General features: G+C 60.3%; 11 protein-coding genes and 1 tRNA gene. 4 read left to right on the plus strand and 8 right to left on the minus strand.

The window, feature by feature from the left end:
• Window position 1: 1 nt before the first annotated feature.
• Window positions 2–673 (plus strand): queuosine precursor transporter, encoded by a 672-nt coding sequence (locus tag CGERO_RS10150; RefSeq protein WP_245998830.1) that lies wholly within the window; start codon window positions 2–4, stop codon window positions 671–673.
• A 52-nt stretch (window positions 674–725) separates the two neighbouring features.
• Here CGERO_RS10150 and CGERO_RS10155 read toward each other — a convergent pair whose 3' ends face one another.
• The 4 genes from CGERO_RS10155 to CGERO_RS10170 all read right to left on the minus strand — a co-directional run bounded on the left by CGERO_RS10155 (window position 726) and on the right by CGERO_RS10170 (window position 7,462).
• Window positions 726–1,976 (minus strand): SpaH/EbpB family LPXTG-anchored major pilin, encoded by a 1,251-nt coding sequence (locus tag CGERO_RS10155; protein WP_123935614.1) that lies wholly within the window; start codon window positions 1,974–1,976, stop codon window positions 726–728.
• A 3-nt stretch (window positions 1,977–1,979) separates the two neighbouring features.
• Complete coding sequence (locus CGERO_RS10160; RefSeq protein WP_245998831.1) at window positions 1,980–2,882, minus strand: class C sortase; 903 nt, start codon at window positions 2,880–2,882, stop codon at window positions 1,980–1,982.
• 120 nt (window positions 2,883–3,002) lie between these two features.
• Window positions 3,003–4,493, minus strand: coding sequence for a SpaH/EbpB family LPXTG-anchored major pilin (locus tag CGERO_RS10165; protein WP_123936143.1), 1,491 nt, complete (start codon window positions 4,491–4,493; stop codon window positions 3,003–3,005).
• Window positions 4,494–4,735: 242 nt separating this feature from the next.
• Window positions 4,736–7,462 (minus strand): vWA domain-containing protein, encoded by a 2,727-nt coding sequence (locus tag CGERO_RS10170; RefSeq protein WP_164470306.1) that lies wholly within the window; start codon window positions 7,460–7,462, stop codon window positions 4,736–4,738.
• Between the two features lie 359 nt (window positions 7,463–7,821).
• Between CGERO_RS10170 and CGERO_RS10175 the strand changes: the two genes are divergently transcribed.
• Together CGERO_RS10175 and CGERO_RS10180 are read left to right on the plus strand one after the other, a co-directional pair.
• A complete protein-coding gene (locus tag CGERO_RS10175; RefSeq protein ID WP_123935618.1) occupies window positions 7,822–9,453 on the plus strand; it encodes a chorismate-binding protein in 1,632 nt (543 codons plus the stop codon).
• Window positions 9,454–10,125 carry a hypothetical protein gene (locus CGERO_RS10180; protein ID WP_123935620.1) on the plus strand — a complete coding sequence of 224 codons (672 nt, stop codon included), beginning with the start codon at window positions 9,454–9,456 and terminating at the stop codon, window positions 10,123–10,125.
• On the opposite strand, the gene tgt is transcribed toward CGERO_RS10180, so the two are convergent.
• Both tgt and CGERO_RS10190 read right to left on the minus strand, forming a co-directional pair.
• Window positions 10,091–11,380, minus strand: coding sequence for a tRNA guanosine(34) transglycosylase Tgt (gene tgt, locus CGERO_RS10185; RefSeq protein ID WP_123935622.1), 1,290 nt, complete (start codon window positions 11,378–11,380; stop codon window positions 10,091–10,093). The two genes, CGERO_RS10180 and tgt, sit on opposite strands and share 35 nt — an antisense overlap.
• A 309-nt stretch (window positions 11,381–11,689) precedes the next feature.
• The gene (locus CGERO_RS10190) at window positions 11,690–14,299 is read right to left on the minus strand and encodes an MMPL family transporter (protein WP_123935624.1); all 2,610 of its coding nucleotides are present in this window, start codon (window positions 14,297–14,299) and stop codon (window positions 11,690–11,692) included.
• Window positions 14,300–14,363: 64 nt separating this feature from the next.
• On the opposite strand from CGERO_RS10190, the gene CGERO_RS10195 reads away from it, so the two are divergent.
• The gene (locus CGERO_RS10195; RefSeq protein ID WP_123935626.1) at window positions 14,364–14,936 is read left to right on the plus strand and encodes a cation diffusion facilitator family transporter; all 573 of its coding nucleotides are present in this window, start codon (window positions 14,364–14,366) and stop codon (window positions 14,934–14,936) included.
• On the opposite strand, the gene CGERO_RS10200 is transcribed toward CGERO_RS10195, so the two are convergent.
• Together CGERO_RS10200 and CGERO_RS10205 are read right to left on the minus strand one after the other, a co-directional pair.
• On the minus strand, window positions 14,913–17,237 hold the full coding sequence (locus CGERO_RS10200; RefSeq protein ID WP_123935628.1) for an ATP-binding cassette domain-containing protein: 2,325 nt from the start codon (window positions 17,235–17,237) through the stop codon (window positions 14,913–14,915). The two genes, CGERO_RS10195 and CGERO_RS10200, sit on opposite strands and share 24 nt — an antisense overlap.
• 62 nt (window positions 17,238–17,299) lie before the next feature.
• A tRNA-Ser gene (locus tag CGERO_RS10205) sits at window positions 17,300–17,390 on the minus strand.

Raw genomic sequence — 17,390 nt, forward strand, 5'->3', positions numbered from 1 at the left:
CGTGACACACCGACCCTCCTACATTCCAGTGCAGAAGAGCCTGTACCCCGTGCTCGTCGCCCTATTCGTGGCGATTTATCTGATCTCCAACATCACCAGCACGAAAGGCATCACCATCGGCCCATTAGTCACTGATGGCGCCTTCTTCCTCTTCCCCGCCGCTTATGTGATCGGGGACGTGCTCAGCGAATGTTATGGATTCAAGGCTGCACGCCGTGCCATTTGGACGGGATTTTTTACCACGATCCTCGCCGTGGCCGCCTTCTACATCGCCATTTGGCTGCCCGCTGCCGACTTCTACGAAAACCAGGAGGCGTTCTCGCTCGTTCTTGGTTTGGTTCCAAGAATCGTGCTGGCATCACTGTGCGGCTACGCCATCGGGCAGATTCTGAACGCCTGGGCTCTGACCACGATGAAGAAGCGCACGGGAGAAAAGTCCCTCTGGCAGCGCCTCATCGGTTCCACCATCGTGGGCGAATTCGGCGACACACTCGTGTTTTGCCTGATTGCGGCACCGGTCATCGGTATCACCACCACCGCGGACACGATGAATTATGTGGTGGTGGGATTCTTCTGGAAGACACTGGTAGAGGTGCTGGTCATGCCCATCACCTATGCGGTCATTGCGTGGGTGAAACGGAGGGAAGACTACCTGCCTGCCGTGAGCTCATAAGCAAAATGCCCCACCCCTCCAACAAGGAGAGCGGGGCCTTCTGGATATCTGTCTAGGAGCGCTTGCGGCGCGCAATCATGAAGATGCCCAGCCCCATCAGTGCGGAGCCAATCACAGCTGCCCAGATCACGTTAGCGCCGGTGGAGGCAAGCCCTCCACCACGGGAGCTGCTGCTCCCGCTGCTACCACTGCTGATTCCGCCTGAGGTGGAGCCCCCATCGGTGCTGCCTCCGGTGCTCGGCGGCGTAGTGCCGGGATCCGGCACTGGGGTGGGAATCTCGGTGCTAGTGGGCTCGCAGTTGCCAATGCGCACCCGCACGCGGTTGGTGGGTACGCCGGGATGCTGCCTTGCGTCGAAGGCTGGGTAGCCCTCGGGAAGGAAGTAGCCTCGGTTTTCCAGCTTGGTGCCGGGGGCGATGTTTTCGCCGGTCACTTTCGCCTTCAAGCTCCAGGTGAGGGTAGCTTCTGGATTTCCGGCGCGGTGCTTGGCGGCTTTGTCCAAGCCGGACTGTGTGAGCGCCATGGTGGCCACGCCGTCTTTGAAGCTCACGTTGTAGTCCTCGGCCGCGAGCGCTTCATCGTCCACGAGCACGGCAGAAGTGCCGTCGAGGAAGGAGAATTCTGCGGCCAGCGGGTCGGCGATCTCGGCGCGGTTGATGCGACCTTCGCGGTCGGGGGCGGGCAACGTCGCGGAAATGGCGAACTTCACCTCATCGCCAAGTGCGGCACAGGTGGCGCTGGCGGCTTTGGATGCGTTCAGCGTCTGATCCTTGGCGTTCACCTCAACGGTGTAGAGCCACTCTTGTTGATTCTGGGGATTGGTCATGGGCACCGTCACCACGAATGGCGCTGCCACGCTCAAGTTCTTGCGGCCTGCACTGGCGGGATTTTCCGTGACCAGGTAGGCGCCAAGGGGAAGGTCGGTGAAGGTTGCGGCACCGTCCGGGCCGGTGGTGGCGGTTTGGATGCCGCCAAGCACGCCTTCGCGGGAGCCTTCGGCGAAGTAGTCGGAGATGTCGGTGGCGGCGAGCTTCTCCCAGTCCTCGTTCTTTGTCAGGTCAATGTCGGTGATGCGCTGGATCTGGAAGTCGATGCCCTCAATGGGGTCGCGAGAGAGGTCCGCATTAGGGTTCGTCGGATCGCCGTATTGGGTCAGTGGATCACCCGCGGACTTGTGCACGATGAGGGTGCCGGTGCGGGAGACGTCGATAAGCGAAGAAGGGTTCGCCAATGCTGTGCTTGTGCCGACCATGCCGATGAGGGCCACGGCGAAGGCGGCGAGGAATCGCAAGAGCGTGCGCATGGGTTACTCCGTCTCTTCTTGTGCTTTATTGCGTTTGATTCCGCGGATGGTCCAAGTGACGGCGGCGATCACCACGATCAGCGAAAGCGCGAGGGCGAGGATCATCCACCACTGCCAAGGGTTGTGTTTCTGGTTGAGGATTTCGCGCGCCTCCGATTCGTCGATAGGCACGCGGTGACCCGTGAGCAGGAGGCGGTGCGAGTTCACACCGTAGGGGGTGCAGGTGATGAGGGTGACCAGATCCTGGCCCTCGACGGGGCGCAGGTTGTTCGTCTCGTTGGGCAGCACTACGCGGCGATTGTCGATCTCGTACTTCATCACGCGACCCGCCACGTAGATAGTGAAGGAATCGCCCTTGTCCAAGTCCACGAGCTTGTCCCACAAAGTGGCGTTGGGCAGGCCGGTGTGCCCGGTGAGTACTGAGTGACTGCCTTCGCCACCGACGGGCAGGGAGGAGCCGTAAAGGTGTCCGATGCCTTTACCCAGCGTCTTTTCGTCGGTGCCGTGGTAGATGGGCAGGTCAGAGTTGATCTTTGGGATAATGATGCGCCCCATCACATCATCCAGATCAAGTTCCTTGAGGTACTGCTGATATTCAAGATTTGATTCATCAACGCGCGCAAGCCAGGGATCCAGCACGGGGCCTTGTGCGTGGGTGCGGTTCCACTCTTCTGCGGAGGCCAGCGAAGCTGCTCGTTCTTCCTCGGTGGTTTGGTCGTTGATGCGCGAGGTGTAGGCCTCGGCTTGCTGCGTCTGCGTCACATTCCGAACCCACGTGCCGAGCACCGGGTACATCACGATGGCGAAACCGAGCAGCACAACGAGCAGCGGCATGATCCGCTTCATCACGGAGCGCTGTTTTGTATTGTTTCCACCCTCGTGGCGTTCAAGCGACGCAGTTGTCACAGTAATCCTCTTTGGATTTTGAGTTATAGGAAAAGCTTAAGGAAGGTGGCGGGGCGCCAAGCTTGTCGACGCCACACGCCGCCCATTCAGGCCGCACTCAAAGGAGTGCTGAGAACTTAATTAGGCCTTGTTCTCGCGGCGGTTGTTACGCACCATGTACAGTGCGCCACCGGCCATGATCAGGCCACCGAGCACGAGGAGCATGGTCACACCAGCGCCACCGGTCAGCGGCAGGTTAAAGCCACCGTTGTTCTTGACGTTCTTCACGTCCAGGGAGGTCAGAGAAATTTCTTCCTGGCCGTCCTTCTTCACCTGGAAGTAGTGAGGCTGAGCGAGCAGTGCGTAGCCGTCAGCAGCCTGGGTCTCCACAAGACAGTAGCCGTTGGGGTTGCTGGTACCAGCTTCACCGTTTACCCAGTCGTTCACGTGAAGGGAGTTGATGTTTGCCTTACCACCGGTCACGGTGATGTCGGACTTCACCTTGTTGCCCAGAGCATCGGGAGCATCGCATTGGTACAGATCGAACTTAACGCCATCGAGCTGTTCGCCATTATCACCGGTCTTGGTGATGTCTACGTTGCCGTAGTAGGTCTTGGTGCCCTCTCCCGGAGGAATAACGTTCGGGTTGTCAGGATCCGTGGGGTTCGGATCCGGGGTGTTGTCGCCTTCACCCTTGGCGTTGATCATCGCGCGGTTCTCAGCGGCGGAGAGGTCGCCTGCGTTCGCGGGATCCTTCACGGTGAAGGTGAAGTCGGCGATCACTGTGCGCTCCTCGCCGGTGAGAGCGTTAGCCTTCTGGAGGCCGGTGTCGGTGAGCTTCACCGTGGCGAGACCACTCTGAGTGGTGTCCAGGGTGTAGTCGGCGGAGTCCAGAACGGTGCCGTCGCCCAGAGCAACCTTGGTTACCTGAGGATTCTCGATACGGTCAGCGGGGTAAATATCGGTGAGCTCAACCTTTACGAGGTTTTCAGCAGAAGGCAGCTTACCGGTTACCTGGTAGTCGATCTCGTTGCCGACCGTGGTTGCATTCTCGTCATTCACGGTCTTGGTGATGACGTCGGTCTGCTTCTTGTTCTTCGGGTAGACGTGAACCTCGTACATCCACTCGTTCGAGTTGGTCGGGTTCGTCATCGGAAGAGTGACGTAGAAAGGCTCAGTGGTGATCTCGTGACCAGCGGGAGCAGAGGTCTCGGTTACCTTGTAAAGGCCGAGCTCAAGATCGGAGAAGTCAGCGGATCCGTCAGATTCAGTAGCCTTGGACTGAGCGGCACCGAGCTGTGGCTGAAGCTCGCCCTTCTGAATCTGAGCAGCCTGCTGCCAGCCCTCGTTGGTGGTCAGGTCGACGTTGGTGACCTTCTCAACCTTGAACACAGCGCCAGCCAAGGGATCTCCAAGAGACCCGGTATCGATCTGCGTACCGTTTCCAGCGTCACCAGGGGTGTCATTCGAGAACTTGTGAACGTGCAGGGTACCGCGCTGGGAGGCATCGATGGTGGACTGGGTCTGCGCGAAGGCGGGAGCCGGAGCCAGAGCTGCGGATGCGCCCGCGCCGGTCACTGCGATTGCGCCGGCGGCGAGGGCTGCTGCCCAGCGGTGCTTGAGAGTTGTCATATTTTTCCTCTTCTGAGTCTTTCGAGGTGTGGTCGGAATTCAGTGGCAAAGATTTGCTCTGCCATTGGATCTCGGGCGGGGGCCACGAGGAGTTGCCACGGGTGATGCGATTGTGAGTAAGTTCGCGCCCGCGAGCACGTCGGTGCGCTTTCACTTACTCGCTATTGCACCGGGGACGATCCTGGATCATTGCTGCTCCTTCGTTGGTTGTGGACAGTTGCTGTTGAGTTGTGTTTGGAGTGTTAGGCGTAGCGTCGATAAGCCCAGAACGCGCCTGCTGCTGCGACGAACCCGCCGAGCATGAGGTAAAGGTTGTGGCCGTATCCGCCTGACTTCGGAAGGACGCCAACAGCAATTGGAAGCTTGAACACCCAGGCGTCGTTCTCGGAGCTGACGGGCTTGGCTTGGCCACCTTGCTCAGCCGGAACGTTGTAGGAGGCGAGGACGATGCCGCGGTCGCCGTGGTACTCGCCTTCAGCGGGCACGATCGGGGCGGAGGCAGTCCAACGGCAGATCAGGGTCGCGTCCTTGGCAAGCGGATTGGTCGGGGTAATGATCTTCGTGGTGCCCTCATCGCGGAGGGATGCGCCTTCGCAGACGAGACCCGCCATGTTGATTGGCCCCTGCTTGGCACCGGAGTCCTGGTCCAAGTTGAAGTCATCCAAGCGGAGCTCAGTCAGCGGAGTGGAGCCAGAGTTCTTCACTTCGTAGGTGATCTGAACTTGGTCAGTGCCGCCCATGATCGCGGTTGCTCCGTCCTTGGTGTTGGCGTCCGCATCGTTGATGCGCTTCTTCAGCTCAACACCGGGAACCGTAGCGCTGACGCAAGCGTCGGACTTCTGCGTATCGTCATTTGCCTGATCAAACTCAGCGTGGTTGAACAAGCCCTTGGAGGTATTGCCTGGCTCGCAAGTCAAATCATCCTCATTCACAGCGTTGGGATCATTGACGGTGTAAGTGACCACGACGCGTGCGGTGCGCTTCTGGCCTGCATCTACTGCGGTGAGATTTTGCTGATATAGCGTCCAGGCACCGCCATCGCCTTGAGTGAGGGTGATCTGCTGCGCGACCAAGGGGTTAGAGCCCTCGGGGAAAGCAACGACGTTGGTGACGCTTGTGCCCGCAGGTGCCTGCGGCATTTCGCGAATGATCGGAGGCTGACCACCGGAGGTGCCAGTGTTGCCGACCTCGATGAGGTACTCAACGTTGATGGTTTGGTTGGGCTCGCCAGTGATCACGCGAGCTTCGCCATTGCCGAACGGCGTCTTCTTCAGCGCGAACTTGGGTTCACCCTTGGAGTTCTGCACAGTACAGGTCACGCGGTGCTGCTCACCTACGCCGGAGAGGCTGAAGGCATTGTTTGTTTTGTCACTGGTGACAACGATGCCGGAGCCGGAGCCGTAGAAGATAGGCACGTTGCTACCGTTTTTATCTACAGCGGTGCACTTCGCCAACGTCTTGTTGCCATTCACGGTCTGCTCGTAGAGTTTGAAACCGTCGCGCTGCGTTTCGGTGACCTTCATGGCACCTACACCGGCAGTGGTTGGGTAGTGCAAGGTTGCTTTGCCCTGATCATCGGTGGCCACAGTGAAGTTACTCTGAACATTCGAACCGTTCAGCGCCTTATCAGCAACGAACTCGAAGCCAGAAAGAGGCTGACCGGACTGCACCTTGCCGGTGCTGTCCACGATTTCCTTTTGCAGGTTCACCGTGCCCCAGCAGCCCGAGGTGAGGGCGTCGATTTCGCTCGTGAGATCTGAAAGATCACGGTTTGCGTCGCTCACCGAAACGCTGATGTTCTGAAGAACTTCCCGGGGCCGGTAATAACGCTTCTGCGCCAAATCTTGCAACGAATTCAGGTGCTGAACCTTCCGGGATCCTTCCACGCCGACGAGGACATCAGAGCTGGAAAGGCTGTACCAACTTGTACCCTGCTTCCTCAGCATCTCCGCCCGATTTGTGGAACGAAAAGCTGCTGGGGGCAGGTAATCCTCCTCGAGGAAATAATCACTCCATCGGCTATTAGTCTCTGGTACAAACATCTGAACTGTCGAGTCGGTTTGCGCCCACACCGAAAAGATCGACCCGCCAGAATTTTGATAGTTCCGGGCGGCTGAATACGTGTTTGTGAGATCCTCATTAAATGTCTTCGTCGCTAGGTTTCCGTTTGTCCTATTGGCCATGATCGGCCGACCGTCGCCAACAAGAATCGAAACGTTTGTGCCTTGTGATTGGGCAAGATCGATAGCAGCGGCATAGTTAGAACCGCCCTCTTTCCAATACTGATCCAGGTTCGCTACGGCATTCAATGCCTGTTGCACTCCGGCAGCATCCAGCGACGTGCGAGGTAGCGCTACCGTAGCGTCCTTAGCGAAAGGGATGATAGTGAACGAGGAACCAGAATTGGCAAGGTTCTTGATCATTTGATTGGCGGCATCTTTAATGCGCTGCTTCGCGGCAGAATCACTCGTGGACAAAGAAGTATCAATAAGCAAAGCAAAATCTAGACCACACTGATACCTTGGGTCTGCACCAGCAGTTGCTGCGCGGGATGAACGGCGTGACACTGTTAAAGTTGGGCGGAATGGGTCACCCTTCACGTCGATTCCAGTAGCTTCCTCAGCCTCAGCACTTTCCGCAGGCGCTTCTTCAGTAGCCGTTTGCTCCGCAGGTGCCTCATTGTTCGTCTGCTCAGCGGTCGTTTGATCTTCCGCAGGCGCGGCTGCTTCTTCTGAAGCCGCGCTCGCATCCTCGGTCACAGCTTGCTGGGCTGCGTCGTTCGTCGCGGATTCACCATCGCTGGTGCCAGCATCTTCGGTTTCGCTTGCCGTTTCCGTTTCCTGCGCGTGCGCGGGAGTGGGTTCAATCCAGGCGATAGTGGAGATAGCGATGGCCAGCGCGGCAAGGAAAGCGAGCACCGTCTTGATGGTGCCCAGCTTTTTGCTTGCGGGTTCAGTGGTTACTTGCAACGAACTGCCTTCTACGTCGAGCGCGGGACATGGGTGTCCCAACTCCAGTTTTTCTGATCTATCAAATATTCTATCTGACGTCTTGAACGAATGCGTTACCAAGAAGGGTGCTCTAACCTACATTTATAGTTTTTGCCACAAATGTCCTTTGTTGATATTTCCATACCTTCACAGGCAGATCGCTTGCAAGTTTTGCAAACCATAAGAAACGGTTAATTCATGTCGCCTGTCACACACCCCTTTACAGGGGTAGACAAAAGTCTGCACAATGGTTGCTTTGACCGCCTTCCGTCGAGGTGACGAAACTTCACCCGCCAATCGCACTCCGCCTACCGTCTTGAGAACTAGCATGTATCCGCATGTCTCTTGTTCAGTCGGCGAAGTCCTTGGTCCAGCGAGGACTCTCCATCGTGATCATCGACAACGGCGACTCCTACACACAGATCCTCGCCTCTGCCTGCGAACGCGCCATCGGCGTCAACCCCCGCATACTTTCAGCGCAGCTCACCTCAGCTCTCCCGCCCGCGGACGTCTACGTCATCGGCCCAGGCCCCGGCCACCCACGCGATGCTGGCCCCCTCGCTTTGAAAGCTCTGCAAAGCACCACACCGGTCGTGGGCATTTGCCTTGGCCATCAACTCATCGCCCACCACTACGGCGCCATCGTCCAACCAGCCGAGCATCCCAAGCACGGCATGAGCAGCCAAGTGCAGCACGACGGTGGAGACATGTTCACCGGCCTACGCTCTCCCCTGGAAGTCATGCGCTATCACTCCCTCGACGTCAGCGATCTCCCCTCCTGCTTAAAGGCGCTCGCCACCGCGGAAGACGGTGGAATTATGGCACTGAGGCACGTCGAAAAGCCGCAATGGGGCCTGCAATTTCACCCCGAATCAGTAGGAACCCCAGAAGGCATCACGCTCATGCGCAACGTCCTGCTCCTGGCGCTCAACCTGCGCGAATGGGCCAAACAGCCGTACTTCGCCTGGCTCGAATTTGAAGGGCACACCACCATCGCCTGCGGCAGCTCACGCACCGAGGGCGAAACCGTCATCGGCGCCTGCACCTACGAAGCCACCAACGGCACCGATGCGGGGCAGTGGCAGGAAGAACAAGCCGTCTGCTTCACCCCAGAAAAAATGGTGCAATTCCCCGGCACCCTGCCAAAGATCCCCGGCAAACCCACCGCCCACTCCCAGATACAACTGCGCCACAGTCGCGAGGAATACCGCGAACTCATCGCCCAATGCCAAGCCGCCATCCACCGCGGCGACTCCTACGAACTCTGCCTCACCACCTCCGCCAAAGTCACCCTCCACAACCCCGACCCCCTGGAGCTCTACCTGCGCGCACGCGGCGGCGCGATGAACGGTCTGCTCATCACCCCAGAAGTCACCCTCATCTCCGCGAGCCCCGAACTCTTCCTGCGCTGCAAAGACGGCGTAGCCACCACCCTGCCCATGAAAGGCACCCGCCCCCGCGCCGCCGACCCGGAAGCCGACGCCGCCCTGCGCAGCGACCTCGAAAGCAGCGTCAAGGACCGCGCCGAAAACATGATGGTCACCGACGTTCTGCGCAATGACCTCACCCGCTCCTGCGACCCCCTCTCGGTGGAAGTCACGCGCCTGTGCGAGGTGGTCAGCTTCCCGCAGTGGCACCAAATGATCTCCGAAATCACCGGCCGCCTCCGCGTCCCACCACTTGAAGCCCTCCGCCTCGCCTTCCCCGGCGGCTCCATGACGGGCGCACCCAAGCAACGCACCATGGACATTCTCCGCGAAATTGAGGGCCAGCCTCGTGGCTGGTACTCGGGCGCCATGGGCATCATCCAGGGCAACGACGCCACCTTCTCCATGCTCATCCGCACTGCCGTCCTCCGCGGCAACACCCTCACCTACGGCGCAGGCGGCGCCATCACCCGTCTCTCCGACCCCGACGAGGAATACGACGAAGTCCTGACCAAACTTTCAGCCCTGCACAAGATGCTCTAAATGTTCACCTCCTTTTTGCTTATCGACGCCCACGCCCCCGCCCTCACCCGCCACCGCCAGCGCCTCGCTGCCTACGGCCCCCTCGAGCTTCTCGACATCACCCCGCTGCACACCCCCGGCGCGTGGCACCCCAAAATCGCCTGGGACGGCCAACGCTGGGACATCCAGATGCGTCCCGCACGGCCCCGCGAGGTGGTCGGCCACATTAATCATGCCGCACATGATCAACGTTGTGCACCCACCACCAAGGGCCCCGACATCCCCTGGCTGGAGTCCACACTCGGCCCCGGCCGCTCCGAATCGCTCCTGATTGACGCCCACGGCCGCGCCATCGAAAGCACCTACTCCTCATTGATCGCGTTCGAGGGCAGCACCGCCTGGTACTCCAACCACACCCGCGCCCTTCCATCCACCACGCTGCCCGGCGCGCTCCAGGTGCTGCGCGATGCGGGATTTAACGTGCGGGATACACCCGGCTTCGAACCCGGGTGGCTGTGGGGTCGCCCCGCGCTCATGCTCAACGCATTTCATGGCGCCCGCGAAGTGTATTGGGGGCAGCTCGAACAGCAACGCGCCCCCATCAGCGCGGCGGCGGTGACGGAGGCGCTGTGGATGGGGGCGGAGAACGTCGAAAAGCTTAGGTGTAGTAGCGGCCCAAGAACTCGGCCTTGAACTCGGCGTAGGTGCCGTTATCGATGCTGGCGCGGATATTGTCCACCAGGCGAACCATGAACTCGACGTTGTGCATCGTGCAAAGCGTGCCCGCCAGAAATTCCTTCGCCTTCAGCAGATGGTGCAGGTAGGCGCGCGAATAATTCTCCGAAACGTAGCCGCCGAACTCCTCATCAACGCCAGAAAAATCGCGCTTAAAACGAGCGTTCTTGAGATTCAGGCGGCCATCCAGGGTGTACACGCCGCCGCGACGCGCCAAACGGGTCGGCGCCACGCAATCGAAGGTATCCGCACCCGCCTCAATCGCCGTGAAAAGATCGTCCGGCTCCGAAATCCCCAACAAGTGACGAGGCATCTCGCGAGGCAACTCATCACACACCCAGCCCACAATCGTGCCCAGGTTCTCCTTCTCCAAAGCGCCACCGACGCCGAAACCACCAAAACCGCGACGCCCCTCATCCAGAGCCTCCTGGTGTAAATCGAGCAGCCCGCGCGTAGCCTGCCGACGCAAATCCTCATACTGCGCGCCCTGCACCACACCCCACAAGGACTGCCGTGGCCGATGCGAACGCTCCCTAGTGAGACGATCATGCTCAATCAAACAACGCCGCGCCCAACGATGCGTGCGCGCCACCGAAGACTCCTGATACGCGCGCGTATCCACCAGCGTGGTGAGCTCATCGAAAGCAAACATGATGTCGGCGCCCAGCCCGTGCTGAATCTGCATACTCACCTCAGGGGTGAAACGATGCCGCGAACCATCAATCACGCTGCGAAAATCCACGCCATCCTCATCCACATGCGCGTAGCGATCCTTATGGCGGGCGCGAATGTCCTTCTCATCCCAGCCCTTAGTATCCATCGCCAGCACCTTCTTAAAACCCACGCCAAGGCTCATCACCTGGAATCCACCCGAATCCGTGTAGGTGGGTCCATGCCAGTTTTCAAACTTTGCGACGCCACCCGCCTCATCCACCACATCCTGCCCCGGCTGGAGGTACAGGTGGTAGGCATTGGACAGGATCGCCTGGGCGCCCGTTTGCCTGATCTGCTCGGGTGTGAGCGTCTTCACCGTGGCCTTCGTTGCGACGGGAATGAACGCGGGAGTTTGGATGTCCCCGTGCGGCGTGTGAATTACGCCGGTGCGCCCATGCTTGCCGGGCTGCTCTGCCTGGGCCTCGGGCAACTCGGTGCGCAGATCAAAGGAAAGATCCTGGTCGAGGGCCGGGCTTTGTCCAACTTGGCGATTCTCCATGCCCGCAACCTTAGCGCCTCCCCGCCCGCTCCCCCGCCTCGAACCCCTGCGCGAGCACTTTCCCATGACAATCTGACGCTGACCCCCGCCGCTGGCCATCAACTGACACGGGAAACAGCACCACTCACCCCAACCCGAGCGCTTTCCCATGACAATCCAGCACTAACCCCCGCCGCTAGCGACCAACTGCCACGGGAAACTGCCCAACTCCCTAACCGCGCCCACCAAGACTGGTGAAAAAGAAAAAGGAGAGGCAAAGTCCCTTTGCCTCTCCCTCAATCTTCTTTGCGCGGGCGCGTACGCGCCCGCCTACGCGTCCATCTTCTCGGCTTCTCTTTCAGCGGCCCTGCGGTCTTCCTGTTTTGCTTCGAACTCGCGCTCAAGGGCGGTTCCTTCAACGTCGATGCGGGGCAGAATTTTGTCTAGCCATCGTGGCATGTGCCAGGTTCGTCGGCCCATGAGGAACATTGCGGCTGGGACGAAGGCCATGCGGATGAAGAAGGCGTCGAAAAGAACTCCAGCTCCGAGTGCGAAGCCGAAGATCTTAATAAAGGGCAATGGTTGTCCAATGAAGGCAACGAACACAGAGATCATGATGAGCGCTGCTGCTGTCACCACTCGGGCGGTCGAGGTGAATCCTTCGACGATCGATTCTTCAATGGGGTTGTTGCGGGGATCGCCAAGTTCGGTTTGGCTGCCTTCGGGATTGGCGACGTAGTGTTCTCGCATCGCTGACACTAGGAACACCTGGTAATCCATGGCGAGGCCGAAGCACACGCCGATGAGGAAGATGGGCATGAAGGCGATGATTGGCCCGGGAGTGTTCACCAAATCCCACAGACCTTCCTGCCAGAACAGCACGGTCACGCCGAAAGCGGCACCGATGGAAAGCAGGAAGCCCACACCAGCGACAATCGGTACCCAGAAGCTTCGGAAAATGACCATGAGCAGCAAAATCGCAAGGCCAACCACGATGCTCAAATACAGTGGCATCACACCGGCGAGCCTATTGGTGATGTCCTGCTGGATCGGCACGAGCCCGGTGATGCCTGCGCGAACGCCGGTGGCGTCTTCAACCGCTTGTTCTTTAGTGCGCAGCGTTGAGATCAACTGGTTGGTGGATTCGTCCTCTGGGTTGCTCTCCGGGGTGATGAGCATTTGGGCACCCAGGCCGTCTTCGGAAAGTCCGATGATCTGAACGTGCTTCACATCAGGCGTGTTGGAATAGTTCTGCACGATGTACTGGAAAGCGGCATTGGCTGCGGCCTTGTGTACGTCTAATGGGGCTTCTTGCGCTGTCAGTTCCACGGGAGGCTCAGCCGGGGCAGGCTCAGCCGGAGGAACCTCCCCGGCTGGAGCCGGTTCCCCCTCAACCGGGGGAGCTAGAGGCGCCTCCTCAGCAGGCGGCGCGGGCTCAGCCCCAGGCTCACCTTCAGGCGCGGGCGGCGCCGCTATCGCCGCCTTCTGTGCCGCTTGCGCCTCTTGGGCACGGATGAGGGGTTGGAGAACGGGGGCGTCGTCAAGCACTTGGTGCGCATCGACGGCCACGAGCATTTGGGCGTTGATGCCGTCGCCGAAACCCTCGCCTAGCAGGTCAGCGGACTTTCGTTGGGTTGTGTCCACGTTGGATGTGGTGTCGGAGGGCAGTGAGAGGTGCAGGCGCGTGGCGGGGTAGCTCAGGGCGCCGAGGCCCACGATGCACAAGACGATCACGAGCGCGGGGACGCGGTGAACGAGCTGCACCCAACGCCTGCCCATCGTCTTATTGGGGGCGGTGCGTACATGCTGGCGACGGCTGCGGCGGGATTTGAAGCCGCGGTCGCCAAGAACGCCCAGCAGCGCGGGCACCAGCGTCAAGGACACCAGCACCGCCACCAGCACCGTGAAAGCGGCGGCGAAACCCATGTAGCTGAGGAAGGTGATTCGGGCGACGGCCAGCGCCACCAACGCAATGATCACGGTGAGGCCCGCGAATGTGACGGCCGAACCAGCCGTGCCCACAGCCATGCCCGCGGCTTCCTGATTGGACATGCGCAGGCGTTCGCGCCGGTAGCGGAACATGATGAACAGGGCGTAGTCGATACCCACGGCCAGGCCAATCATGACGGCCAGTGCCGGAGTGGTGTTATTCAGGTCCACGAAACCTGTGGCCAAGGTGATGGCGAGGGAGCCGATTCCCACGCCCACCACCGCCGTGATCAGTGGCATACCTGCGGCGAGCAAGGAGCCGAAGGTGAACACCAGGATCACCGCCGCAACGGAGATACCGATGATTTCTGAGGTAGATGAAATCTCGATGGGGTCACCGAAGCCCGGCCCACCGGCCTCCACCTGCAGCCCCTCAGCCCGACCAATGTCGAGCGCCTGGCTCACCACGTCGCGCTCGGCTTGGGTGACTTCGCCGGGCATGGGTTCGTCGATGGAGAAGGTGGTGTAGCCGATGGTTTCGTCATCGCTGAGCAGGCGCAGGTTGTGCGCGTCGGCTTTGGCGCTGAGCTCGGGCACCCCATTTTCGGTGAGCTGGTTGTAGACGCCCTGCTCAATCTGGGGGCTGAGCACAGCGGGGTTGCCGAAGCGTTCGGTGCCGGTGATTTCTTTGAGGTTGTCGCGGATGTAGTTCACCACTTTGTCCATGGCCTCTACGTTCTGCGGCTCGGTGAGCTTTTGACCTTCGGGCGCTTTGAACACCACGTTCACGCCGGTGCCGCGCAGGGGGTTGCGGGCGTCGGGGAATTGCTCCATGTAGATTTCGGTGGCCTCTTGGGAGGGCGTGTTCTTGATGGCGAAGTTGTCTACAAACGCTCCGCCCCAGGTCACCGCCGCGCCGCCGATGGCCCCGAGGATCACGAACCACGCCGCGATCACCAGCCATTTGGCCTTGAACGACCATGCGCCGATTCGGTACAACAGCTTTGCCACGCGCTTGCTCCTTGGTGTGGGGGAAATCGGGGTTTAGCTTATCCCAGCCCTATGATGTGGCACTATGAGCACTCTTCACCGCCGGGTTCGTCTTATCGTCGCCATCGCGATTGCGTGGAATGTTGTGGAGGCTGTGGTGTCTCTGTGGGCTGGCCGGGAGGCTGATTCTGCTGCCTTGGTGGGCTTTGGCCTCGACTCAGTGGTGGAGGTGCTTTCGGCCGCGGTGGTGGCGTGGCAGTTCCGCGCCCCTGACCCGGAGCAGCGCGAGGAGGTGGCGCTCAAGCTGATCGCGTGGTCGTTTTTCTTGCTGGCCGCCTACGTCACCTTTGAGGCTCTCTTCTCCCGTGAGGCTGAGCCTTCCACCCCGGGTTTGATCATTACGGCGTTGAGCGCGCTGATTATGCCGGGTTTGGCGTTGTGGCAGCGTCGCACAGGAGAGCAGCTCGGTTCGGCTTCCGTGGTGGCGGATTCGAAGCAGCGCATGATTTGCGCACTCCTTTCCTTCGCGGCCCTCGCCGGCCTGGTTTTCAACGCTTGGTTGGGTTGGGGTTGGGCGGATTCGGTGGCTGCACTGTTCATCGCCGCGTTCGCTGTCCGCGAGGGCCTGGAGGCTTTACGTGGCGATCCCTGCTGCTAGGTACTTCGCAGTCACGCCTTTTTGCTTTTCGACGACCCTCGCCGGCGTCCCCTCAACAACCACCCGGCCGCCTTCGCTACCTGCTCCCGGCCCGAGGTCGATGATCCAATCGGAGTGCGCCATCACCGCTACACTGTGTTCGACGCACACCACCGTCTTGCCTTGATCCACGAGTTGGTCCAGCAGCGCTAGGAGTTGGTCGACGTCTTTGAGGTGCAGGCCGGTGCTTGGTTCGTCGAGGATAAGCACCTCGGCGGCTTCGCTCTTTTTCGCCACCATTTGGGAGGCGAGCTTCAGCCGTTGCAGTTCGCCGCCGGAAAGCGTGTTGAGGGGTTGGCCGAGGGTGATGTAGGGCAGGCCGACGTCGACAAGCGAAGTGAGCACCTTCTTGATGCTGGCCTGAGTGAAGAACTCGCGGGCGTCGGCTGCGGACATGTCGAGCACATCGGCGATGTTGCTGCCGTTGTAGGTGAGTTCGAGCACCTCGGGCTGGAAACGGCGGCCCTCGCAGACGGCGCAGGGCTGCTCGACGGGCGGGGTCATGGGCAGCTCAATGTAGGTCACGCCCGCACCCTTGCATTCGGGGCAGGCGCCCTCACTATTGGGTGAGAAGAGGCCGGGCTTGACGCCGTGCTCCTTGGCAAAGAGTTTCCTGATTGCGTCCAACACACCCGTGTAGGTGGCGGGGTTGGAGCGCCTGGAACCGCGGATGCCCTGTTGATCGATGTAGGCGATGTCGGGGTGCGCCTTGAGGAAGCATTGCACCATCGAAGACTTGCCCGAACCCGCCACGCCCGTGATCGTGGTGAGCACGCCGGTGGGAATACCCACCGAGATGCCGCGCAGATTATTCTTGCGCATGTCCTCAACGCGCAGCTCCCCTTGTGCCTTGCAAACCTCTTTTTTCAGCACAGCCGGGCGCTGCAGATACTGCCCCGTGGCGGACTCTGACTGCTGCAGATCCGCCACGCTGCCCTCAAACACCACCTGGCCGCCTTGTCCGCCCGCGCCGGGGCCCAGGTCGATCACGTGGTCTGCCACCTCGATCACCTGCGGCTTATGCTCCACCACGAGCACGGTGTTGCCCTTGTCGCGCAGGCGCTGCAGCAGCCGGTTGAGGTTGTGAATGTCGTGCGGGTGCAGGCCCGTCGAGGGCTCATCAAACACATACGTCACATCCGTGAGCGCCGAGCCGAGGTGCTTGACCATCTTCACGCGCTGCGCCTCACCACCAGACAAACTGCCCGCCGAACGCTCCAGCGCCACATACCCAAGGCCGATCTCGACCATATTGTTCAGTTGCTTGCTTATCGACGCGACCAACGCCTCAAACCCCCGCAACCGCAACGCATCCACCCACGCCGCCGCCTCCACGATTGGCATGCGGCACACCTCACCCAAGTCCACGCCCTCGATCTTGATCTCGCGCGCCTGCGGCGAAAGCCTCGTGCCGTCGCAGTCGGGGCACGGCTGGAACGTCACCACGCGGTCCACGAACTCGCGCACATGCTTCTGCATGCCCTCACGATCTTTCGACAACACCGACTTCTTGATGCGCGGCACCAAGCCCTCGAAGGTCATGTTGATGCCCTCCACCTTCACCTTGGTGGGCTCGGCATACAAAAAGGCGCGGCGCTGCTCCTCGCTGAAATCCTTGATGGGCACGTCGCCAGGGAAAAACTCGGTGCCAGCGAAAAGGCGCACATTCCACCCGCCAGCGTTATACCCCGGCGCCTTGATGGCACCGTCGTGGATGGAGGCGTTGGCGTCGAAAAGCTCATCCAAGTCCAAGTCCGACACCGTGCCCAAACCCTCGCAGGTGGGGCACATGCCGCCGGTGACCTGAAATTCGCGAGTCTGACGCTTGCCCTTCACCGCAATCTCGCCGCTGGCCTGCACGCTCGGGGTGTTAAAACTCAGCGCCTGCGCACTCGCCGGGGCAGGAGTGCCAGCGCGGGCGAACAGCACCCTGAGCAGCGCCAACACATCAGTCACCGTGCCTACAGTCGAGCGAGGATTCGCCCCCAAACGCGCCTGATCCACCGCAATCGCCGCCGTCAAACCGCGCAACTCATCCACATCCGGGCGACTCAAATTGTCCATGAAGCCTTGAAGGAAGGCGGGGTAGGTCTCGTTAATCATGCGCTGCGATTCCTGCGCAACCGTGTCGAACACCAGCGAGGACTTACCCGAGCCCGACACACCCGTAAACACCGTGAGCTTTTGCTTAGGAATTCGCAACGAGACATCGCACAGATTATTTTCGCGCGCGCCAAGAACTTCGATGAACCTAGTTGACATGTCGTACACCCTACCCCCGGACACGCGAACGCCCCCTTCGCGATGAAGGGGGCGAAAGCAGATGGCGGTAGCGGCGGGATTTGAACCCGCGGTTGGGAGTTACCCAACACTCGCTTTCGAGGCGAGCACCTTCGGCCGCTCGGACACGCTACC

This window comes from Corynebacterium gerontici, assembly GCF_003813985.1.
Taxonomy (GTDB): domain Bacteria; phylum Actinomycetota; class Actinomycetes; order Mycobacteriales; family Mycobacteriaceae; genus Corynebacterium; species Corynebacterium gerontici.